General features: G+C 65.4%; 15 protein-coding genes, 1 tRNA gene and 1 pseudogene. 8 read left to right on the top strand and 9 right to left on the bottom strand.

Going from position 1 to position 21,847, the window contains the following annotated elements:
• Window positions 1–402: 402 nt before the first annotated feature.
• The 7 genes from EIP75_RS23135 to EIP75_RS23105 form a co-directional block, all read right to left on the bottom strand.
• Window positions 403–1,641 (bottom strand): STY4528 family pathogenicity island replication protein, encoded by a 1,239-nt coding sequence (locus EIP75_RS23135; protein WP_006226008.1) that lies wholly within the window; start codon window positions 1,639–1,641, stop codon window positions 403–405.
• Window positions 1,642–1,644: 3 nt separating this feature from the next.
• On the bottom strand, window positions 1,645–2,205 hold the full coding sequence (locus EIP75_RS23130) for a DUF2857 domain-containing protein (protein ID WP_003090097.1): 561 nt from the start codon (window positions 2,203–2,205) through the stop codon (window positions 1,645–1,647).
• Between the two features lie 14 nt (window positions 2,206–2,219).
• Entirely contained in the window at window positions 2,220–3,899 is a 1,680-nt protein-coding gene (locus tag EIP75_RS23125) for a ParB family protein (protein WP_006226007.1), read from the bottom strand.
• Window positions 3,892–4,161 (bottom strand): hypothetical protein, encoded by a 270-nt coding sequence (locus EIP75_RS23120; RefSeq protein WP_003050422.1) that lies wholly within the window; start codon window positions 4,159–4,161, stop codon window positions 3,892–3,894. The genes EIP75_RS23125 and EIP75_RS23120 overlap by 8 nt, the downstream gene beginning before the upstream one ends.
• On the bottom strand, window positions 4,145–5,020 hold the full coding sequence (locus EIP75_RS23115) for a ParA family protein (protein WP_003098988.1): 876 nt from the start codon (window positions 5,018–5,020) through the stop codon (window positions 4,145–4,147). Before EIP75_RS23115 ends, EIP75_RS23120 begins: the two co-directional genes overlap by 17 nt.
• 42 nt (window positions 5,021–5,062) lie before the next feature.
• The gene (locus EIP75_RS23110; RefSeq protein ID WP_003090093.1) at window positions 5,063–5,275 is read right to left on the bottom strand and encodes an AlpA family transcriptional regulator; all 213 of its coding nucleotides are present in this window, start codon (window positions 5,273–5,275) and stop codon (window positions 5,063–5,065) included.
• A 118-nt stretch (window positions 5,276–5,393) separates the two neighbouring features.
• Complete coding sequence (locus EIP75_RS23105) at window positions 5,394–6,140, bottom strand: hypothetical protein (protein WP_003098991.1); 747 nt, start codon at window positions 6,138–6,140, stop codon at window positions 5,394–5,396.
• A gap of 450 nt (window positions 6,141–6,590) precedes the next feature.
• Here EIP75_RS23105 and EIP75_RS23100 point away from each other — a divergent pair, with 450 nt between their 5' ends.
• The 6 genes from EIP75_RS23100 to EIP75_RS23075 all read left to right on the top strand — a co-directional run bounded on the left by EIP75_RS23100 (window position 6,591) and on the right by EIP75_RS23075 (window position 13,935).
• Window positions 6,591–7,091, top strand: coding sequence for a DUF305 domain-containing protein (locus EIP75_RS23100; RefSeq protein ID WP_003098996.1), 501 nt, complete (start codon window positions 6,591–6,593; stop codon window positions 7,089–7,091).
• Window positions 7,092–7,616: 525 nt separating this feature from the next.
• Window positions 7,617–7,690 (top strand) — tRNA-Cys (locus tag EIP75_RS23095).
• Between the two features lie 186 nt (window positions 7,691–7,876).
• The gene (locus EIP75_RS23090) at window positions 7,877–10,156 is read left to right on the top strand and encodes a type I secretion system permease/ATPase (protein ID WP_233585012.1); all 2,280 of its coding nucleotides are present in this window, start codon (window positions 7,877–7,879) and stop codon (window positions 10,154–10,156) included.
• Window positions 10,153–11,397, top strand: coding sequence for an HlyD family type I secretion periplasmic adaptor subunit (locus tag EIP75_RS23085; RefSeq protein ID WP_125245554.1), 1,245 nt, complete (start codon window positions 10,153–10,155; stop codon window positions 11,395–11,397). Before EIP75_RS23090 ends, EIP75_RS23085 begins: the two co-directional genes overlap by 4 nt.
• A 4-nt stretch (window positions 11,398–11,401) precedes the next feature.
• Window positions 11,402–12,835, top strand: coding sequence for a TolC family protein (locus EIP75_RS23080; RefSeq protein WP_125245553.1), 1,434 nt, complete (start codon window positions 11,402–11,404; stop codon window positions 12,833–12,835).
• Between the two features lie 47 nt (window positions 12,836–12,882).
• Window positions 12,883–13,935: a GDP-mannose 4,6-dehydratase gene (locus EIP75_RS23075; RefSeq protein ID WP_125245552.1), complete on the top strand. Its 1,053-nt coding sequence runs from the start codon at window positions 12,883–12,885 to the stop codon at window positions 13,933–13,935.
• Window positions 13,936–13,974: 39 nt separating this feature from the next.
• Here the strand turns inward: EIP75_RS23075 and EIP75_RS23070 are convergent, their stop codons facing one another.
• On the bottom strand, window positions 13,975–15,903 hold the full coding sequence (locus EIP75_RS23070; protein ID WP_125245551.1) for a glycosyltransferase: 1,929 nt from the start codon (window positions 15,901–15,903) through the stop codon (window positions 13,975–13,977).
• 59 nt (window positions 15,904–15,962) lie between these two features.
• Window positions 15,963–19,172 carry an O-linked N-acetylglucosamine transferase family protein gene (locus tag EIP75_RS23065; RefSeq protein WP_125245550.1) on the bottom strand — a complete coding sequence of 1,070 codons (3,210 nt, stop codon included), beginning with the start codon at window positions 19,170–19,172 and terminating at the stop codon, window positions 15,963–15,965.
• Between the two features lie 297 nt (window positions 19,173–19,469).
• Between EIP75_RS23065 and EIP75_RS23060 the strand changes: the two genes are divergently transcribed.
• Together EIP75_RS23060 and EIP75_RS23055 are read left to right on the top strand one after the other, a co-directional pair.
• On the top strand, window positions 19,470–20,462 hold the full coding sequence (locus EIP75_RS23060; RefSeq protein ID WP_476561148.1) for a hypothetical protein: 993 nt from the start codon (window positions 19,470–19,472) through the stop codon (window positions 20,460–20,462).
• Window positions 20,353–21,847, top strand: a pseudogene (locus EIP75_RS23055) (heme utilization protein); the annotation flags it as partial. The gene EIP75_RS23060 and the pseudogene EIP75_RS23055, both read left to right, overlap by 110 nt.

Below are 21,847 nucleotides of genomic sequence, written 5' to 3'. Positions count from 1 at the left end.
GAGTTTTTCAACAGAATTAGCGGAAGGCAGTCAGTCAACAAACCGAAATGAGCCGACCCCCGGTTCTGTGCGCGCTGGCGGCGCAGCGCGCAACGGTCCCCTGGGGACCGCTCCGCAGATGGGCACTCACATCGGCGTTCCCGTCCTCGGTTGTTGACGGTATGCGTGCTGCACCGCACGTCGCGCTGCCGTTCGACACGATCCTTCGCCGCGCAGCCGTCCCCAGGGGACCGTTCCGTTGAGCGCCATGGAGGTCTGCTTCATGGTCTTGCATGCGCTCTACTCAGGTTTTGCGCAGCATGTCGCGCCGTCGCCCGGCGCTTCACCGCACAGCCGTCCCCAGGGGACCGTTTCTGCCGACCGCCATGGAGATCTACTTCACGGCTTTGACAAGCCCTGTGCTCAGGATTTGCGCAGCAGATCGCGCAGGCGCTCGATGTGCTGCCGGGCCACCTCGGGCGGCACGACGTTGCGCGGCGGCTCGGTTGGTGGCGCTCGCGCCGCCGATGGTGTTGGCGGTGCCGGGCCGGTCTGCTTGGCCCAGGCATTGAACTCGCCGCGCATGGCGCGCTGGATGATGCCGAACAGATAACCGGCGGGGTTGCGGATGCCATGCTTGCCGCACCGTGCGGCCCATTCGTCCAGCACGGCCTGCCGCAGGGCAGCGTCCACCTGCTGCAACGCCATCTTGGCTCCGGCCTGCTGTTCCGCCTTCAGTTCCGCGAAGCGCTTGGGCCATTGCAGGTCGCCCAGCGCACGCGCCTGCGCGGTAGTACGTACTTCATCAATACGACTACTACGTACTGTACGGTCCTGCTTCGGATTCCGAAGAGCGCCGTCTGGCGCGGGTTTCGGCCCTGCTTCGGATTCCGAAGATGGGCGATCGCCATTCCGAAGAAGGCTCGCGGGCCCTTCTTCGGAATCGTGGACCGCATCCTCCTGTGGATAACTTTCGGAGGCGGTGATGCCCTGGTCGGCCAGGCGCTCGGCGAGCACTTGCAGCCGCGACGGCAAGGTGCGTCCGGACAGCATCGGGTCGTCCGCGATCTCCTGGAGGGTGTTGAGTCCCACCACCTGGACGGCCTTGGCCGAATGCCCCAGCGACTGGCTGACCAGGGCCAGGTAGTCGGCGTCGAGTTGCATCGCCTCGAACGGCGTCAGCGGTTCGTCGTGCAGGACGTAGAGGTTGCCGAGGATGCGACCGGTCTTGGGGTCGCGCCGTCGTCGCACGAGGCTCAGCCAGCGCGTCAGGCGCAGCAGCGTCAGCGCCCGCGCCACGGTCTCATGGGAGGCCTGGCCTGCGCAGGGCATCGACGCCAGCCAGGGGCGCAACTGCTCATAGGTGGGAAATGCCGTGACGCCATCGTCGTTGAGCATCAATCGGAACACCTGCCAGGCGTTGCGCTCCAGCGGTGTCAGGCGGCGGTCGAGGAACAGCCGCCGCGGCACGCTCTCGTGCCGATTGCCACTGAACAGGAAGGCGTCGCCGGACGTAGGAGGCGTGGGCGTTGGAGCAGGCAGGGACGCGGGAGCGCCAGAGCTGGACTTGGGCGCGAGGTCCTTCAGCGCAGCGTCGAACAGGTCGGCGAGTGCGATGGGGCCAGGGCGCTGGGCTCGTGGGGCGGTGTCGTCCACGGCCATGGCCTAGCCCAATCCCTGATCGACCCAGTTCCTGATCGCGGCCCAGACCACCGAGAGCGGCAGCGACATGCCCTCGGCCAGGTCCATGGCCGCATCGAGAATCGAGGTCTCGTCCTCCAGATCGACGTTCCTGCTGCTGGTCACGGCTTTCCATTGCCGCCACAGTTCGGTGTCCTGGGTCTCGTCCAGGACGGGGTGGCGCCCCTTGCGCTTGGGCAGGCCGAGGATCTCCCGCCGCAGGGCGACTTCCTGATGGGTCAGGCCATAGAAGCGGCTGACCATCTCCGTGCTGGCCCCCAGCCGCAGCATGCGATCGACCGTGGCGATTTCCTTCTCCACGTCCTGTGCCTGGTTGAGCAGGCGCTGCAGCACTTCGCGGTTGACCGTGACCGAGCACCACGAGACGCTGGCGTTGGCCAGCACGCTGATCAGCGCGGGGTGCTTGAGCGCATCCAGCTCGGCCTCGCCGAAGCCCATGGCCTTGCAGCGGCGCAGTTGGCCGTTGCGAAGGTCATACAGCGCCTGGGCAATCACGGCCTGGTTGAGCGGATGCGATGTGGACATGCGGCCTCCCTCGCTCACGTCCCGGGCGCCGTGGTGCCGGCTTCCAGGTCCAGCAGACGCCGGGCGAGGCGCAGCAGCCGAAAGAGCTTGACCAACGCCGTGTCGCTCAAGCGCCTTGCGCCGCTGCCATGGCCTTGGCTCTGGCCGTGCAACAGGGTCGGCAGGTCGGCGGCGAGCTGCGCGCCGTCCAGGCCCGCTTCGGCGACGGGCTGACCCGTCAGGGAAGTGAGCAGCGTCAGCACCGCGCGGCCGAGCGGCGACGGGGCTTGGCCGCGGGCGCGGCACGCAAACCCGATGCCATCGGCGCGATCCTCGATGCACTCGTCCAGGTCTGCCTCCCCGGCGATCTCGCGCGCGAACTGCGCGATGTGGATGCGCAGCCGATCGGGCGTGTCCAGGCCGGCGTCGATGTACCAGACGTCGGAGATCGGATAGAGTCCGCCGGCTTGCACCGGGATGGACTGCAGCACGCTCGCCGAGAAGTCGGGCGGCAGCGCATCGCCCAACTGGTCGGCGACCATGCGCTGGATCGATTGGAGCCGTTCTGTCGTCGGTGCTGGCGAGACGATGTGCTCGCGAAGCAGATCGCCCGGTGCGGCCGGCTGGCTTCCCGTGGCCGCTTCGCCAACCGCCGTGTCGTCGTGGCGCAAGGTGGGCTCGGACGCCGGAGGGCTGGCGGGTGGAGGACCGGCCGCCGCTGCAGGCGTGGCGATGGACGATGCTGCGCCCGGCGGAGTCGGCGTGCCGGCGGTGGGCGAAGGCAACGCCGGCTGCGCCGCAGGTGGCGTCGGGTCACTGACCAGCGCCCGGTGGCGGCTTTCCGATTCGGTCAGGTCCAGCGCCAGCACGTCGTAGCCGATGCCCAGCAGCTCGGACATCTGGCCGATCAGCTCGTCTTGCACGCGCTGCGGCGCGAACTCGTCGCCCTGCGTGTCGAACTGCGCCAGCACCTCCTGAAAGAAACTGTCGAAGTCCAGCGGCAGCGAACGGTCCTTGGCGTAGTGCTCCCAGGTGCGTTTGCAGGCCGTGCGCATGACCGACAGCCGCTCGACCTGGTGGCGCCCCAGGCCGCCATAGAGCACAGTGGGAATGGCGGGCAGCAGGTAGCGCACCGCGTCGGCCATGCGGGTGATGTGCGACCGCTGGACGGGGAAGCCATCGGCCGCCAGGCGGCGGGCCAGTTCCGACTGGCTCAGGGCGGCGCCGCTCTCCTGCTCGTAGAACTCCCGTGCTTTCTCGACGCCGAGCGCGCGCTCGATGAACGTGAGGCCGCCGCGCAGTTCGTTCTCGGCAAGATGCCCGGTCAGCGCGACGATTTCACCGCGCTCCGGCCATGGTCGGAACAGGCACGATATGCGGAAGAAGCGTTCTTCCTTGGTCTCCGACCAGAGTTCGCGCAGGATCGCCAGTCGCGTGTTGCCGCCGTTGCGGATGATGTAGTGGTCCTCGCCGGGCCTGCGCGTGATGGCCGGCGCCGCGTCCAGGCCGCGCTCGCGGATGGATGCCTTGATTTCCTCGTAAGCCGGGTTGCGCTTCATGCGCGGGTCATGGTCGTAGGGCCGCAACTGGTCCAGCGTCACGACCATGGGCGTGTCCGCGATCGGGTCGCTCAAGGCCGTAGCCGCTGGGCCGCTGCGCTCGAAGCCGGCCGCGAGCAGCTTGCCTGCCATGTCCTGCGAGGTCATGTCAGCCATGGCCGCACCCCTCGCAGTCCCCACGACCGCCGGCCGGCGCCATGCGGGCCTCTCGCTCGGCGCGGCGGATCTGCGCACGGGCGTTCAATTCGGCCCGGTGGTCACTCGCTGTCGAACTCGTGTAGATCGCCGCGCAGCCGGCCTTGGTGAACTTGAGGTGCCCGCCCGGCGTGCGCTTGACGTGCCAGCCCTCACCGACCGCGAACTCGATCAGGGCGCGCAGCCGCTTGTGGCCGCGGGCCAGCTCATGTGCGTTCGCCATGGGGCCTCCCAGGATCAAGAGGTCGCTGCGGGCGGCCGGATACTTGAGCCAGTCGGTCCTGCCATTGCGGGAACAACTCGCTGGCGAGCGCGCGCATCGTGTCGAGCGCGGCAGGGGCGACTCTGCCGGGCGGCTGGCGGTGCTCGACCCGATGCACCGGCAGGCCGCGCGTTGCGGCACGTGGATACGCTTCTATGGCCGGCACGTCGGTGGCGAGCACGCGGATGCCGGCGCTGTCCTGGAACAGGTCGCGCAAGGCCTGCTGGATCAGCCGTGCGTTGGCGGACACCGGGTGGACGCGGTTGATGAGCAAGTGCAGCGGCGGCGGTTCGATGCCCAGGTGCCGGTACGGCGCAATGTCTTCGAGCAACTGCATGGTGCCGCGCCGCAGCTCGCGTGCCGCGAGGATCTCCGGCGTGACGGGCGACAGCGCGAGATCGGAGGCGAGCACCGCCATCTCCAGCAGCACGGAACGCGCGCCCTGGGTGTCGATCAGCACCAGGTCGTAGAGGGGAGCAAGTGCTGGCAGCAGATGCCGCAACCGCAGGCGGCCATCCGGCGCATGCAGCAACAACGTGTTCAGCTCGCCCCGGTGGTCGTCGGACAGCACCAGGTCCAGGCCCGCGATGATCGTGCGGGACACGAGCTGGCCAAGGTCGCGCTCGTTGAAGGCCAACAGCTCATAGATGCCGCCCGGCGCGCGCTGGGTCAGTTCGTAGTAGGAGGACAAGGTGGGCTGCACGTCGAGATCGAGCAGCAGCACGCGCAGGCCCGCGTCCGCGGCGAGCCCGCCCAGGTTGGCGGCCGTCGTGGTCTTGCCGACGCCGCCCTTCGTTGAAATGATGGACACGACCTGCATGGCGCTCTCCGGCTGGGAATGGGAAGTCCGCGGGAGAGCGGGTCAGGTCCGGTGGTTGAGGCGCTCGGCGATCCACTGGTCGATTTCGATCGAATCCCAGCCGACAGCGCGCACGCCCAGGCGCAGCGCCTGAGGGAACTGGCGCTTCTTCATCAGGTTGTAGATGTGGGCGCGTTTGAAGCCGGACTTCGCTTCGACTTCATCGAGCCGCAGGATGCGGCGCTCGTTCGGCGGGAGTACAGGGGTCTGCGACATGGCGGTCACTCCTGAACGCTCGGTGGCGTTTGTTGGCGTGACCTCTATTCAATAGACCTGGCTGCGGAAAGACATTGCAAATGCAATCTCCGCGATTGCACATACAAGCTGGATAACCTCATGCGCTTGCGCTACGAACGTACCTCTTAGCGTTGGCGAACTTTCCGTTTAAGGTGCGCTCAGTGATGCCCATGGTGCCGCCGTAGTGGGCGACCAATGCAGAGACAAGGGCCTCCTGCGTTTTGAAGCTGGAATAGGGCACGCCTGAAGGCGACTGGCTCAGCATCAGCGTCAACATCCCTCCAATGATGTTGAGATAGGTCGTTTCCGCCCGTTCGCTGATCTCGCATTGCTTGGATGCCAACAGCACCGAGGATTGCTTGAGTAGCGTGTCGTGCTGCTCCTGCAGTTCTCGCATCTCACGTCGGGCTTGTTCAAGCGCGGCCTGAAGGGCCAGCCGCTCCACGAGGATCGCCTGTCCTGTTTCCATGGTGATGAAAGGATGCGCCATGCGTTCGCCACGGCTGAACAGAAATCCTGGCCGGTGCTCGGGATAGTGGGTGCGCATCCAGCGTTTTAGATCGACATGGCGAACAGTCAGATCCAGAGAATTGAGCAGGTTCGGATCATTGAGCGTGATCCCGTTCTTGCCGTAGGGCAGCTCTCCGTTGAGGATGCCGTCATAGATACGTTCCGAGTGCAGCCGGCACTCATTCCATCGAGGGCAGTTCAGCGACCGAGGCAGGACACGCGGTGACGCGATCGTGGCCAGGATCATCGGGAGATACCGCAGCAACCCAGCCCATCGGATGGCCGCCTCGATGGGACGATAGAACACCTTTGATGTTGAAATGTCCTTGTGCATGTCTTCGTCTCCTTTCGGGTGCGCTACATCACCGGCTCCTTTCTTGCCCAAGGGCTGTTGTGTCGTTATGGCCTGCGACGGACGCTTGAGGCGATGCCCTAAGCGAAGGCGGAGGAGGCCATTGGCGTCCGCCGCAGGTGGCCTTGTCTTGCTTGATATGCAAGAATCGATCAGTTGCCGGCCCATCGAGCGATGAGGACGCAAGCTCGATATTGGCGCTCACGGTACCAGCGTCATAGGTGGCGCAAAGCCCATCAAGACCGATTTGGTATAGTCTGATATCCAGACGGTTCAAGACCAGCGAGTTGAAGCGTTCGACGCCCCTACGTCCAGTTGGTGACTGGAAATCAGCGGTTAGTGATGCATCGCTCCACATGCTGATATATCGACAAAGTATCTGCCGCAGTACCAGTGACCCTGCCAGGTTGCCCCAGCACATAGGAGACGGAGATGGCTGAACATTCCCATGAACATCAACATCACACATCCGGTCAGATGGGTAAGCACGGCCGACCATACGCCAAGTTCTGGGTGAACATGGTGTTGGGCCTCGTCGTCATGTACTTCGTAATGTTCAGCATGATCGACGGCGCCAGGGACTTCAGAAACAATCTCAACATGCTCTACATGGCGGTCACTATGTGGGCGCCAATGGGCATCTTCATGCTAGCGACAATGCCCGGCATGTTTCCAAACCGGCGGCTCAATCTCGTGCTGTACGGCTTGTTTGCCGTTCTCACACTCGGTTCTTTTGCCGCTACCCGTGCTCAAACCGGAATCGGCGATCGACAGTTCATCGCGTCTATGGTCCCGCACCATTCGGGAGCGATCCTCATGTGCCGCGAGGCGCAGCTCTCAGATCCGGAACTCGTCAACCTATGCCAAGCGATTTCCGATGGCCAGCGCGCGGAGATCGAGCAGATGAACCGGATTGCTGCACGCCTTCGTTGAGGCTGGCTGCCACTACACTGGCGCCGCGTTGCGCTCCGGCGAAGTTAGCCGCAGCGATGTAAAGATGAGTACTTGCGGTGTTCCGATGCCGGCGGTTGTGTCCTACAGCCGTCCAGGTGCCAGGCAGTCCACGCGACACCACCCCGCGCTGCCTGCGGAGCGAGCGCAAGTCATGATCGTCGCAAGTTGGAGTTCGATAGCGAACCCGCTCAGCAGCTGGACGCATCAGGCGTAACGACGGGTGGATGGATCATCCTTGGACGCTGGTGGAAGTGGTTGGATGAACTTTGTTGCCGAGGGCGAAAAACAAGGCTATAATTGAGTTCTTCGCTGATCACCACAGTGGAGAAAGTGATTGGGAAACAGAGACTTAGCGCTCTAGTGCATGACTCGTTTCCCGCTCCACATTCGAAAAGCCTCTTGCGAAAGCAAGAGGCTTTTTTCATGGCTCAACAGCGTCTGCACACGGCTTGGCCGTGCTCGGCAGGATGACCAAAACTGGGCCATAATCCGACCCTTGCCCAAGGCGCGGTAGCAAAGCGGTTATGCACCGGATTGCAAATCCGTGTAGGTCGGTTCGACTCCGGCCCGCGCCTCCAGATCCATGAAGCCCCCGAGCCAGCGGCCGGGGGCTTCTGCATTTGGCGGCTGCTCGTCGGGCCTGCGCGCAGCGTCCCGGGTGACGGGAAATGGCCGGTGATGCCCCTGCTTATGCTTCTAAAGAATTGGTCCTGCCTGCCTAGTATCGGAGGGCGTCCCATCACGTGTGGCGCAGGAGCATTTGTTTGGACACCCCGCAAGACCATCCGCAGGAAGAACCGCTGGAGGCCCCCGAGCCTCAAGTGGCGGTGACCGGCGTGCGCGACGGGGTGGACCCCTTGCTCGAAGCGCTGATGTGGCTGTGCCGCCACCACGGCATCGAGCGTTCCGAACACTCCTTGCTCAATGGGCTGGCCCTGCAGGGACCGATGTCGGCGCAGCAGGCCGTTCAGTTGCTGCGCCAGGCCGGCTTCAGCGCCTCGCTGGTGCGCCGCCCGCCTGGCAAGATCCTGTCGCTGCTGATGCCGGTGGTGATGCTGCTCAAGAACGGCGACGCCTGCATCGTGACGCGGCGCGTGAGTTCGCGCTCCAAGCGCGCCGGTGGTGACCGCTACGAGGTGCTGATGCCGGGGGCGGACGAAGAGGTCTGCACCGCCACCGAAGAAGAGCTCCTGATGGAGTATTCGGGCTACACGCTGATCGCAGCGCTCAAGCCGGGTGCGCGCCAGGGCAAGACCTCGGACGACGCCGATGAGCGGGGCCACTGGCTGTGGAGCACGCTCAAGCGCTTCATTCCCTACTACCGCTCGGCCATGCTGGCCGCGCTGCTCAGCAACGTGTTGATGATCGTGACGGGGCTGTTCACCTCGGTGGTGTACGACCGTGTGATCCCCAACAAGGCTTTCGTGACCCTGTGGTCGCTGGGGGCTGGCGCTTTGATCGCGATCGCCTTCGACCTGACCGCGCGCCAACTGCGCAGTTACCTGATCGACATGGCCGGCAAGAAGGCTGACCTGGCCATGGGCTCGATGATCTTCCACCAGGCGCTGGGCATCAAGCTCGAACATCGCCCTGAGTCGGCGGGCGCGTTTGCCCATCGCCTGGCGCAGATCGAGGTGGTGCGTGATTTTTCGACCTCGGCCACGATCTCGGCGCTGACCGACCTGCCGTTCATCTTCCTGTTCATCCTGGTGACCTGGCTGGTGGCAGGCCCCATGGTGCTGGTGCTGCTGATCGCCGTGCCTTTGGTACTGGGCCTGACCTGGGGCATCCAGAGTCTGCTGCGCCGCCACATGAACGCCAACATGAACCAGCAGGCTGACCTGCATGGCGTGCTGATCGAGGCCATCGAAGGCATCGAGGACGTGCGTGCCGCCGGTGCGCAAGGCCACTTCATCCAGCGCTATGAGGATGCCAACGCTGCGGCGGCCATCTCGTCACTGCGCGCCCGTTCGCTGGCCAGCTGGATCAATAACTTCGCGATGGTGGCCCAGCAACTGATCACGGTGGTCATGCTGATCTGGGGGGTGCACCTGATCGATGCAGGGCAGCTGACAGGCGGCGCCCTGATCGCAGCGGTGATGTTCGGCGGGCGCGCGATCGCACCGCTGGGCTCGGTGGTGAGCCTGGCCTCGCGCTATCAAGGCGCCAGGGCCGCGCTGAAATCACTGAACCAGTTGATGGCCCTGCCCACGGAGCGTGACCTGGGCAAGCGCTATCTGTCGCGCCCTGCGCTTCACGGCCAGTTGGGCATGCACGAGGTGCGCTTCTCCTACCCGCAGGGCTCGCAGGCGCACGCGCCGGTGGTGCTCAAGGGCGTGAACATCAACATCAATCCCGGCGAACGCGTGGCGCTGCTGGGCAAGATCGGCAGCGGCAAGTCGACCATCCTGCGCCTGCTGGGCGGGCTCTACCAGCCGAGCGATGGCTTCGTGGAGGTCGATGGCATCGACCTGCGGCAGATCGACCCGTCGGATTTCCGCGCCCATGTGGGCTTCGTGTCGCAAGAGCCTCGCCTTTTCGCGGGCAGCCTGAAGGACAACGTGTTCCTGGGCCGCAGCAATGCCGATGTGGACCAGTTCCTGTCGGTGGCCAAGCTGACCGGGCTGGACCGCATCGCCGCGGCACACCCCCTGGGTTATGACCTGCCGGTGGGCGAGATGGGCTGCCTGCTGTCTGGCGGCCAGCGCCAACTGGTGGCCTTGGCCCGCTGCCTGGTCACGCACCCGCAGATCCTGCTGCTCGATGAGCCGACCAGCTCGATGGACGCACAGGCCGAGATGAACTTCATCCGCCACCTCAAGACGGCCGTGGGTGACCGCACCCTGGTGGTGGTGACCCACCGGCCGGCGCTGCTGGACGTGGTGGACCGCGTGATCGTGGTCGACCAGGGCCGTATCCTGGCCGATGGTCCGAAGGCGCAAGTGCTTGCGGCCCTGGCCGGTCAGCGTCCCGCACAACCGCAGCAGGGGCAGGCGGCCCCACCGGCCCGGCCTGAGCCGCTGGCAGCTTCGGGAGCGGCATGAGCATGTCGCGCCGAGAGGAGCCAGGACAGCAGAGCGGTCGCTTCTTCAAGGGGGACCGCGATTTCCTGTCCGGCGTGAAAGAGGCCCAGCTGGCCGAGACCACGCCCCGTGCGACCTGGGCCATCTACCTGATGCTGCTGATCGTGTTCGGCGCGTTGGTGTGGGCCGGTGTGGCGCGGGTGGACGAGGTGACCCGTGCCGACGGACGTGTGGTGCCCGATGGGCGCGACCAGATCATCGCCAGCCTGGAGGGCGGCATCCTTCACACGCTGAAAGTGCGCGAAGGCACCCTGGTGGAGCAGGGGCAGGAGCTGCTGCAGCTCGACCCCACGCGCGTGGAGGCCCAGCAGAACGAAAGCCAGGCCAAGCGCCTGGCGCTCAAGGGCTCGCTGGCGCGGCTGGAGGCGGAAGCCAACGGGCGCGAACTGCGTTTCCCGGTCGAGGTGATGACGGTGCCCTCGATCGTGGAGGGCGAGACCGAAGCCTTCCAGGCGCGGCGCCAGTCCTTGAACGAAGGCGTGGGTGTGACGCGCCGCAGCCTGGACCTGATCAACCGCGAACTGGGCATGTCCGAGCGCATGTCCTCGCGCGGGCTGGTGTCCGAGGTGGAAGTGATGCGCCTGCGCCGCCAGGCCAACGACATGGTGCTGCAGATCCAGGAGCGTGTGAACCGCTTCCGCCAGGAGGCCAGCACCGACCTGGTCCGGGTCCGCACGGAACTGGCCCAGATCGAAGAGCAGATGGTGGTCAAGCGCGACGTGCTCAAGCGAACAACGCTGTACTCGCCCGTTCGTGGCCTGATCAAGAGCATCAAGCTGGGCACGGTGGGCGGCGTGGTGCCCGCGGGCGCCACGATCATGGAGATCGTGCCCATCGGCCCCCGTGTGCTGGTGGAGGCGCGCATCAAGCCTTCGGACATCGGTTTCGTGCGCGTGGGCCTGCCGGCCGAGGTCAAGCTCAGCGCCTATGACTACTACACCTATGGGGGCTTGAAGGGCACGATCGAATACATCAGCCCCGATGCCCTGGGTGACGAGCCCAAGTCCTCGCAGCAGGATGCCAACAGCTACTACCGGGCTCTGGTGCGCTCCGACGTGTCCAGCTTGAAGGCCAAGGGCAAGCCTCTGACCGTGATGCCCGGCATGACGGCCACGATCGAGATCCGCACCGGCGAACGCTCGGTGCTGCAGTTCCTTCTGAAACCCGTTCTGAAATCGCAGGAAGCGTTCCGCGAGAGGTGATCCCATGAAGCAGTCCCTGACCAGACTGAGCCGCGCCCTGGCGCCATCGCTGCTGATCGGACCGGCGCTGTGCCTGCTGGTGCACGGTGTGCAGGCCTCCTGCAATGACGACCTGCTCAACCAGGTCGAGCGCAATACGCCACGCAGTGGCGTCAAGGGCAAGGCCGTGAAGCCTGCCGCCCGCGTGCCTGCGGATGATCCGGCCTTCGTGCCGCCGCCGCTGATGGAGCCGCAGTTGCAGCTGCAGACCCTGGCCCGCGAGGCCGTGCGGCGCAGTGCCCAGATCGGGGCAGTGAAGCTGCTGGCCGAAGCGGCCGAGTACGACGTCGATGAAACCCGGGGTGCGGGACTGCCGCAGATGACGGTGGGGGGCACGGTAGGCCCGGGCACCAGCCGCTACAGCAACGTGGACTGGAACCATGGCCTGTACGCCAGTGCCTCGGTGAACGTGAGTGGCCTGCTGTACGACGGTGGCCGCAACAGGCAGTTGACCGAATGGCGCCGTGCGCTGGCCGGTGCGGCCAAGTTCAGCCTTCAGACTGCCCGAGAGCAGGTGGTGCTGGAGGCCGTGAGCACCGCCGTGGAGCGCAACCGCTACAAGCTGCAGGCGCAGGTGTACCAACAGTTCGTGCGCAAGATGGGCTGCCTGGTCGATGCGCTGCAGGAGATCGTCTCTGAAGACAAGGGCCGCGCGAGCGAACTGGTACAGGCCCGCAAGACACAGGCCCAGGCCGAGTTGCAACGCGACAACGCCCTGGCCGTGAGCCGGCAGATCGAAATCCGCCTGCGCAAGCTGATCGGTGACCAGGTGCCTCCCAGCGAGGGCATCGCAGGTCCGTTGACGCTGACGCAGGATGTGGGCGAGGTGTTGCGGCTGGCAGAACAGAACACGGAGCTGCAGCAGTTGCGTGCACAGTCCGCGGCCTCGCAGCGTTATGCCGAAGCCATTGATGCGGGGCAGAAGCCGCAGGTCAACTGGGTGGTCACATCCACCGGGGCCAAGTCGGGCGACACCAAGAGCGTGACGGCCCAGGCGGGCGTGTCGTTTTCCTATTCGGTGCTGAACGGGGGCTCGGCTGCGGCCGCCGCCGCAGCCGCGGCCCGCCGCGCCGAATCGGCACGGCAGCAGTACGACGAATACCTGAACACCCGGGTGGCCCGTGTGGCCGAGGTGCACGACTCGGCGCTCAGCTCCTTCGACCGGGCCAAGCGCTATGTCGAGGTGCTCAAGGACAGCGACAGGGTTCGCAGCTACACCTTCCAGCAGTGGTCGCAACTGGGACGCCGCTCCTTGTTCGATGTGATGTCGGCGGAGAGCGACCACTTCAACCTGCGCATCGCGTATGTCAATGCACTGCATGACGGGTACCAGGCCAACGCACAGCTGCGATCAATGGGTACGGGCTTGACAGGCTGGTTGGCGCCAGATGCACAGTGATCGTCGTGATGTAATGCCTGGCATGGCCAGTGCTTGATGCCTGGTGGGTGACAACGACGACGAGCTCGGGAGGCCGGATGGGCAAGAAGGTGCTGATCACTGGGGTGCTGGGACAAGATGGCAGTTATCTGGCCCAGCTGGCGCTCGCCCATGGCTGCGAGGTGCTGGGCGGCGTGCGCGGAGAAGTCACGCCGGCACGTTGCTGGCGGCTGGACCATCTGGGTGTGACATCCCGGGTGCAGTTCATCGACTTCGATCTGATGGACCCGCCCCTGATCCAGCAACAGATCCTCAGGCATCGGCCGGACCTGATCTTCAATTTGGCCGCGCAAAGCTCGGTGGGTGATTCTTTCAACACCCCGGTGGCCACCGCCGAGGCAGGTGGCATGGGTGCGCTGCACATCTTCGAAGTGGCACGGCATGCGGACTGGTCTCCTCGCGTGTTCCAGGCCTCGTCGTCTGAAATCTTCGGCGAGCTGTCGGATGTGCACCAGTCGGAAAAGTCCTTCTTCAACCCCAAGACGCCCTACGGTGCGACCAAGCTGTTCGCGCACATCATGGCCGAGGCCTACCGGGCCAGCTATGGCACCTTCGTGTCCACCGGCATCCTGTTCAACCACGAAAGCCCGCTGCGGGGCGAGAACTTCGTGACCCGAAAGATCACGCAGAGCCTGGCGCGCATCCGCCTTGGTCAGCAACACAAGCTGTCGCTGGGCAACCTGTCGGCGCAGCGCGATTGGTCGCATGCGCGTGATTTCGTCCAGGCGATGTGGGACATCCTCGAGTTGCCCAAGCCTGACAATTTCGTGATCGCCAGCGGGCGCATGACCAGTGTGCGTCAGTTCGCCGAAATGGCGGCGACGCGCGCCGGCTTCGAGCTGAGATGGGAAGGTGAGGGTGTGGACGAGAAGGGCATCGACCGGAGCACTGGGCAGGTGATCGTGGATGTGGATCCGCGCTTTTACCGGCCTTACGACCCGGAGCAGCCCAAGGTGGACACCAGCAAGGCTCGTGAGATGCTGGGCTGGTCTCCCGCGGCGTCGCTGGAGACGCTGATCGACGACATGATGGCGTTCGAGTTTTCGCAGTTGCGGGTGTAGTCCAGGCTTTGCGGAGGTTTCAGCGCAGGCCAGGGAAAGTCAACCACGAACCGCGGACGCGTTGTCCATCTGCCTGAGCAATTGGTTGTCATTGCTGGCGTGGACGTAGGGCCGTGAGAACAGCCCCATCCACAGATTGGGCAGCAGGTTCTGCAAAGCCTGCTGGTGCTCTGCCCGCAGGCCACCCGTGACCGGGTCGATCAGCCTTTCAGCCACATCCGGCCGCACCAACACCTGAAAGCCCGCCACCGCCACGGGCTGGCGGCCATAGGTCTGGCACAGCCAGTTCACGGTGGCTGGCGCCAGGAAGAAAATGTGCTGGCCGTGTTCGGGTGTGATGTAGTCCCACGATTCAGTGACCTGAGGCGCAATGACGGTCTGGATCAGGACCAGGGAAGGGTTGGATGCGAAAAGGGCATCGAAGTGCTGGCGCGGTTCGTCGAAGCGCTCGACCACCTCGCACAGGTTGACCACGTCGAAGCCGCTGAAGGTTTGCGTCTGGAAGCCCAGCGCCAGACGCGGGCTGCTGTAGCGGTCGTACCCCCAGGCGTCCACGCCCGTGTCGCGCAGGGTGCGCACCATCAGGCCTGAGCCGCAGCCATAGTCCAGCACGCGAGCGTTGGCACCCAGACCGGCCATGGGCACCAAGCTGTTGATCACGGCGGCATTGATCAGCGAGCGGGTCACCTGGCCGGTGTCGAACTTCTCGTTCTCGGGCATGTAGGCCTCATCGAGCCAGTAGGGCTTCTCGGTTTGCGTGGCCGCGCACCGGCTGCATTGGCGGAACTGCACGTCGTACTTGTGCAGCACGCGTTTGTTGAACAGCCATTGCGTGGTCCCACCGCACAGGCGGCAGGCGGTCTCTGTCGAGGCAGTCGGGGCGGGCGATGCCTCTGCAGCCCCCACAAGGAACTCGCGCATGATCTCGGCCATGCGGTCCCAGCGGAAATGCGTGGCCTGCACGCGTCCGGCCTCAATGAGGGCCTGGCGGCTGGCGGGGTTCTGCACTGTGCGCAGGTGGGTTGCCAGTTGGCCCACCATCTGTTCTTCCGTGCGATCCTTGATGTCGATGTACAGCACGGCCTCGCCACCCACCTCGGGCATGGACGACACGCGCGAGGTGATGGCCGGGCAGTCGCAGGCCATGGCTTCGAGCACGGGCAGGCCGAAGCCCTCGTACAGCGATGGATAGACCAGCGAGATCGCGCCGCTGTAGGCGGCCTGCATTTCACCATCGTCCAGGATCAGCACGCGCACATCGGCCTGGCCGGCCAGGGCGGCGAATTCGGGTTCGAGCTGGCCGCCACCGGTACAGACGATGCCATAGTGAGCGCGTTCGTCGCCCAGTGCGGCGAAGGCCTTGAAGAACAGCGACACGTTCTTGTAGCTCGAGCGGCTGCCCGAGATCAGGAAGTAGGGGCGCTGCAGGCCATGCCTGGTCTTGAAGCTGTCGATGGCCTCGGGTGTGGCGGGCTGGAAGTCGCTGCCGGTGTAGGCCACGCGCACGGGCAGGTCAGGGCGGCCAAGGTGGATGCGCACGTCCTTGGCGGAGTTCTCTGAGATGGCGGCGAAGTGCGTGGCCAGTTGCATGGCGCGCTGCTTCTGCTGCCACATGGGCTCTTGCAGGTTCCAGCCCAGCACCTCGGGGATCATGTCGTAGACCAGCATGGCCGACGGCGTGGTGAGCGGGAAGGTGTAGTAGCTCGAGATGAACAGGCGCGCGCCTTCCTCATCGCAGATGGTCTGCAGCGCCTGGCGGTCGGCCTGATCGTTGTTGTACATGAAGGCCGGGGCATCGCGGTAGGCGATGCCGTCCACGCGCGGGCAGGTGCGGTTGCGGTCGATGACCACGACCTGGTCGGCGAAGCCCTGGTCCACCCAGTGCTGCAGCAGCTTGAGCCAGACACGGGCAATGCCCGATCGGCCGATCTGGAAGAACACGCCGTCGATGACGATCTTTGCGCTCATGGGACTCCTTGTGATCCTGGGAGAGGGGCGAGACGGGAGGAGGGCGCCGACGGCGGTGCTCACCAGTTGTGCAGGGTCAGGTTGCGTTCGCCCAGGAAATCCGGACCGATCAGGAAGAAGGTGCCGGGGCGCCAGTCCTTGAGGTGGCGGATGCCGACGGACACGTTGGAGCCGCCGTTGCCCAGGAAGAAATCACAGCGTGCAGCCAGCCACGCGTCGAGGATGACCTGCTCGCCCAGCACGGTGCCGGAGTGGCCCGCGTAGTGCACGCCGGTCTGATCGGTGCTGCGCTGGGCATCGAGCGTGAGCACCTTGTCGCCGTATCGCGCCTTGAACTGGGTGACGACTTGCTCGCTGTCCGTCAGCAGGAAGATGTTCAGCACAGGGTTGACCATCAGGATCTGGTCAATCGACGACCAGTAGGCCTGGTTGACGGCCTCCAGGTGTGACATCTCGCGTACCTTGTCGCTGCCGCGCACGTGCACGGCCAGCCAGTGGCGTCCGGCCAGCACGGCCTTGGCCTGCTGGTCGATGTGGGCCTGCAGGTGGGGCTGCAGGTGCAGGTACTTGGTGAACAGGTGACGGTAGAGCTGCGCGCGGTCCAGGCCGTGCAGGGCGTGGCCTTCTGGGATCCAGGGCAGCAGATCATTGACCTTGGTGTGGAAGTCGCTGACGACCACGTTCTCGGGGCGGCGCAGGGCGTACAGGCCGCTCAGGCGGGCGCCGTCGCCTTCCCACTTGTTCAGGTCTTCCTGGTGCAGGTTCTTCGCGTTCCACTTGCCGGGGAAGAAGCTCAGGTCCTCGCGAGCCAGGTCATCTACCGTGGTGGCCGACACCGGCGTGAAGAAGCTGGTGAAGGCGTTGTCCGTGTCGGCGTCGCGGAACAGGCTGTTGCTGCCCCAGTGGACCACCGGAGTGCGGCCGGTCAGCTCGGCCAGCAGCAGCTCGCCAGCGACATGGTCCAGGTCGGACCAGAAGCCGAAGCCCCAGGCCTTGATCAGCAGGTACTTGTCTGCGGCGGGCTGGGTGAGGGCCTGCGCGGCGGGCGCCTGTGCCTGCGCCTGCGCCTGCTGGATCAGGGCGTTCAGGCTGGAGCTGCGGGCCGGTGTGTCGGGCAGGGTGGCCAGGGCGCTGGCGTAGTAGCGGGCGGCAAAGTCGTGCGCGCCGATGCCGGTGGCGACATCGCCCAGCAGCTTGAGCGCGCCGCGGTGCTGGGGCTCCTGCTCCAGCTTCTGGCGGCACAGCATTTCGGCCTTCTGCAGGTTGCCGCGCTGCAAGTCGGCCTCGGCGCCGTCGGCAGAGAAGTCCTCGGCCAGGGCATTCAATGCATCGGCCAGTGGGGGGCGGCTGTTCAACTGGGTTTCGCGCCACACGCTGGTGTAGATCGATTCCAGGTGGCGGCAAATCTCTTCGGTGTCGAAGAGCGGAGCGGCGGCGCGGTTGCGGGCCAGGCGGGATTTCACCTCGGCCAATTCGGCCGGGTGATGGGCCAGGCGCAGGGCCACGGCCTCGTAGTCGTCCAGTGTGTGGGTGATCAGGTCGCTCAGGCCCACGGTGTGCAGCAGGCTGCCGGCCACGCGGGCCGGGAAAGCACCGCCCATGTAGGTCACCACGGGCAGGCCCGACATCAACGCATCGGCCGCGGTGGTGTGGGCGTTGTAGGGATGGGTGTCCAGGAAGATGTCGGCCTGGCGGTAGCGGGCCAGGTGGTCTTCGACACGCGGCACGCGGTTGGCAAACACCAGGCGCTGTGGGTCGACCCCGGCGGCCTGGGCGCTGGCGCGAAGGTTGCGCTGAGACACCTCGTTGCGAGACATCAGCCACAGCACGCTGCCGGGGGTCTTGAGCAGCAGGCGCATCCACACGGCGAACACGTGCGGCGAGATCTTGTAGTCGTGGTTGAAGGAGCAGAACACCACGCCTTGCTCGGGAAGGCTGCACTCTGCCCGGGTAGGCGTGCGCTCGGCGATCTCGATGCCGCCGGCCGTGGGCAGGTAGGCATCGGGTACATAGAGCACCTTCTCGTCGTAGAACTGCTGGTGCTCCGGCGGGATCACGTGGCGGTCCGCGATGATGTAGTCCATGTAGTCCACGCCCATCGTGCCGGGGTAGCCCAGGTAGTTGATGTGGGCGGGGGCCGGGCGGTGGGCGAACACGTCCGTGCGCGAATCGGAGGTGTAGCCGGCCAGGTCCACGGCCACGTCGACCTCCATCTTGTGCATCAGCTCGGCGATCTGGCGCGAGCCCATCTGGCGCGCGTCGATGAAGTGGTCGAACGAGTTGAGCATGCGCTCGCGCAGGCGGCTGTTGTCGTTTGGGCCCAGCGAGATGGCGATGGTTTCGAATCGGTTCTTGTCGTGCTTCTCGAAGATGGCGGCCATCAAATGGCCGACGGGATGCTCACGCAGGTCGGGCGAGACATAGGCCAGGCGGATCTTCTTGTGGCGGTAGCGCTCGCCCGTCCACAGGGGTTCGGTGCTGGGAGCAAAGCGCTTGGCGAAGGTACGGGCGCAGGTCTGGTGATCGGCGGCCGAGTCTGAGATGGCCATGTAGCCCAAAGACTTGCAGGTGGGGCGGCCGGCCTGCACGCCTTCGTTGATTCGGCGGGCGGTGTCGTCGAAATCACGCCAGTCGCAGATGTGCAGGCGCTCGTAAGCCAGCAGGCCCAGGCCGTAGTCGTACTTTGGGTTGATCGCCAGCAGGCGCTCGAACATGGCGATGGCCTGTTCGCTGCGCTTGAACTCGGTCAGCAGGATGGCGCAGTTGCCCAGTGCCGTCTCGTAGTTGGGATTGATCTGCAGCACGCGGTTGAAGCGCTCCAGCGCCGCGGTGTGCTGGTGCATCTCGCGCAGCAGGGCGCCGCTATTGACAAGCACTTCGGTGAAGTCGGGCTTGATGGCCAGTGCCTGGTCGTAGCTCTTGAGGGCGTCGTCCTTCAGGCCCAAGGCCTGCTGCGCCGAGGCCTTGGCAGCCCACAGCGGTGCGAAGTCCGGCGCGGCACGCGTGCCATGGTCTAGCAGGGACAGCGCCTGTTTGATGTCACGGCGCTGAAGCAGGATGACACACAGTGAGTACAGCGCAATGGGGTCGTTCGGATAGACGCCCAGGTAAAGCCGGAACAAATGCTCGGCTTCCGCAGTTTTCTGCTGGCCTTGCAACTCCACGGCGCGCACCAGCACGGAGCGATCGATCTCGGCGGGCGGCGTGCCTGGCTGGGAAGCAGGGGGTGTGGGGCGGGCGATAGGGTCCATGGCGATCACTGAACTCATGCAGAACCTGTGGTGCTTTGACTGTTCGTGAGATGTTCCGCGCTTTTGCCTGGGATGGTCCGAAGAAAAGAGCCCTTGCACGGCAGTACATCGTCACGCTTTTTCACGTTGTGATCAAAGTGACAGATCTGCAAACAGTCGTTAAGGAAGTCAGGCGCCCAGCCGATAAGCCCCGAGAGAGGGACAAGACCACATTGGGCTGTCCGGGATATGTCGTGCCTTCGCTTGCTTTATCGCGGCATCGCGGCTGACCGGTTTACGTAGTCTTGCAACCTAACCATTCGCCTGCGTGACGCCATGTGGCTGCACGCAGGTCCTAGTCGAAAACCTGTTTTACCGGGGGCCCGTATGGCTTCAATCATCACCTCGTTGACAACATCGCAGATCGCGGCGCTATCTACGACCACTATCGCGAAGTTGACAACCGAGGATTGGGCGGCGTTTTCCACCGCCCAGATCCAGGCGTTGACCCTTGCCCAGGTACGGGCCATTGAAACCACGGACCTGGCGGTGCTCTCGACCGCCCAGGTGCAGGCATTGGAGTCGGACGACATCCGTGCCCTGAGCAGCTCTCAGCTCAAGGCGCTGACGACCGATCAGCTGCCTGCCCTGACCACACAGCAGAGCGCTGCGCTGCTGAGTTCGCAGATCGCTGCGCTGTCCACCACACAGATCCAGGCGCTGGAGTCGGCCGATGTCGCGGCCCTGGTCAGCACCCAACTGGCTGGCTTGAGCAGCACGCAGGCGAGCGCGCTGTCCACGGCCCAGGTGGCTGCGCTGCAGTCCTCAGAACTCAAGGGCCTCAGCACGAATGCGATCCGCGGCCTGAGTACCGATGCCATCGTCGCATTGAGCACCAGCCAGGTCGGAGCCCTGGGCACAGGCCAGGTGGCTGCCCTCACGACATCCCAGGTGTCCGCCATTGAAACGGCGGACATCGCCGCTTTGGGCACGGCGCAAGTGCGCGCCTTCAGCACGGCACAGATCCAGTCCCTGGGCACTGCCCAGGTGGTGGCCCTGGACACGGCCCAGGTGGCCGGCCTGGGCACGAACCAAATGGCTGCTTTGACGACGGCGCAAGTGGCCGCCATCGAGACCGCCGACATCGCTGCGCTGACCAGCGCCCAGGTCGGCACGCTCACGAGCAACCAGACAGCCGCCCTGACGACCGCGCAGGTGGCTGCGATCGAATNACATCGCTGCGCTGACCAGCGCCCAGGTCGGCGCGCTCACGAGCAACCAGACAGCTGCCCTGACGACCGCGCAGGTGGCTGCGATCGAATCGGCTGACATCAAGGCCCTGAGCACCGCGGGCATCCGTGGTCTGGGCACCGAAGCCGTCGCCGCGCTGACGACCGAGCAGGTTGCAGCCCTGAGCACGGCGCAAGTGGCCGCACTGACGACCACCCAGGTCGCCGCCATTGAGACCGCTGATATCGCCGCGCTGGGCTCGGCCCAGGTGGGTGCGTTGAGCAGCGCGCAAGCGGCTGCCCTGAGCACGGCGCAGGTCGCTGCGATCGAAACCGCTGACATCAAGGCTTTGAGCACCGCTGCCGTGCGTGGTCTGGGGACCGACGCCATCGTGGCGCTGACGACCGAGCAGGCCGCCGCCCTGAGCACCGCGCAAGTGGCCGCCCTGACGACGGCGCAAGTGGCCGCGATCGAGACGGCTGACCTGGCCGCCTTGGGCACGGCCCAGCTGCGTGGCCTGGGCACCGCCCAGATCCAGGCCCTGAGCACCACCCAGATCGTGGCGCTGAGCACCGACCAGGTGGCCGGCCTGGCGACCAACCAGGTTGCCGCGCTGACCACGGCGCAGGTGGCCGCGATCGAAACGGCTGACATCGCTGCGCTGACAAGCGCTCAAGTCGGTGCACTGAGCAGCAACCAGGCCGCCGCCCTGACGACGGCGCAAGTGGCCGCCATCGAATCGGCCGACATCAAGGCCCTGAGCACCGCGGCCATCCGCGGTCTGAGCACCGAGGCCGTCGTGGCCCTGACGACCGAGCAGGCCGCCGCGCTGACGACCTCTCAAGTGGCTGCGCTGACGACCACGCAGGTTGCTGCGATCGAGACGGCCGACATCGCCGCTCTGGGTTCGGCCCAGGTCGGCTCGCTGAGCAGCGCGCAAGCAGCTGCCTTGACCACCGCCCAGGTGGCCGCGATTGAAACCGCTGACATCAAGGCCCTGAACACCGCGGCCGTGCGTGGCCTGAGCACCGAAGCCATTGCGGCACTGACCACTGAACAGGTAGGCGCCTTGAGCACGGCCCAAGTCGCTGCCCTGGGCACGGNTGAAACCGCTGACATCAAGGCCCTGAACACCGCGGCCGTGCGTGGCCTGAGCACCGAAGCCATTGCGGCACTGACCACTGAACAGGTAGGCGCCTTGAGCACGGCCCAAGTCGCTGCCCTGGGCACGGCGCAGGTTGCTGCGATCGAGACCGCTGACATTGCTGCCCTGGGTTCTGCCCAAGTGGGTTCGCTGAGCAGCGCGCAAGCGGCTGCCCTGAGCACGGCCCAGGTCGCTGCGATAGAAACCGCTGACATCAAAGCCCTCAGTACCGCCGCCGTGCGTGGTCTGAGCACGGATGCCATCGTGGCGCTGACGACCGAGCAGGCCGCTGCCTTGAGTACCGCTCAAGTGGCCGCCCTGACCACGGCGCAAGTGGCCG

It is taken from the genome of Aquabacterium soli, from assembly GCF_003933735.1.
Lineage (GTDB): Bacteria > Pseudomonadota > Gammaproteobacteria > Burkholderiales > Burkholderiaceae_C > Aquabacterium > Aquabacterium soli.
Note: the sequence above shows the minus strand (reverse complement) of the source record. Positions and strands in the feature narration are given on the sequence as shown.

What these genes read in the sequence shown, in the direction of transcription:
- EIP75_RS23110 (WP_003090093.1), bottom strand. Translation starts at nt 5,275, where the DNA reads ATGTCGCAGACCCCTGTACTCCCGCCGAACGAGCGCCGCATCCTGCGG.
- EIP75_RS23130 (WP_003090097.1), bottom strand. Translation starts at nt 2,205, where the DNA reads ATGTCCACATCGCATCCGCTCAACCAGGCCGTGATTGCCCAGGCGCTG.
- EIP75_RS23105 (WP_003098991.1), bottom strand. Translation starts at nt 6,140, where the DNA reads ATGCACAAGGACATTTCAACATCAAAGGTGTTCTATCGTCCCATCGAG.
- EIP75_RS23080 (WP_125245553.1), top strand. Translation starts at nt 11,402, where the DNA reads ATGAAGCAGTCCCTGACCAGACTGAGCCGCGCCCTGGCGCCATCGCTG.
- EIP75_RS23135 (WP_006226008.1), bottom strand. Translation starts at nt 1,641, where the DNA reads ATGGCCGTGGACGACACCGCCCCACGAGCCCAGCGCCCTGGCCCCATC.
- EIP75_RS23070 (WP_125245551.1), bottom strand. Translation starts at nt 15,903, where the DNA reads ATGAGCGCAAAGATCGTCATCGACGGCGTGTTCTTCCAGATCGGCCGA.
- EIP75_RS23120 (WP_003050422.1), bottom strand. Translation starts at nt 4,161, where the DNA reads ATGGCGAACGCACATGAGCTGGCCCGCGGCCACAAGCGGCTGCGCGCC.
- EIP75_RS23085 (WP_125245554.1), top strand. Translation starts at nt 10,153, where the DNA reads ATGAGCATGTCGCGCCGAGAGGAGCCAGGACAGCAGAGCGGTCGCTTC.
- EIP75_RS23065 (WP_125245550.1), bottom strand. Translation starts at nt 19,172, where the DNA reads ATGAGTTCAGTGATCGCCATGGACCCTATCGCCCGCCCCACACCCCCT.
- EIP75_RS23115 (WP_003098988.1), bottom strand. Translation starts at nt 5,020, where the DNA reads ATGCAGGTCGTGTCCATCATTTCAACGAAGGGCGGCGTCGGCAAGACC.
- EIP75_RS23100 (WP_003098996.1), top strand. Translation starts at nt 6,591, where the DNA reads ATGGCTGAACATTCCCATGAACATCAACATCACACATCCGGTCAGATG.
- EIP75_RS23125 (WP_006226007.1), bottom strand. Translation starts at nt 3,899, where the DNA reads ATGGCTGACATGACCTCGCAGGACATGGCAGGCAAGCTGCTCGCGGCC.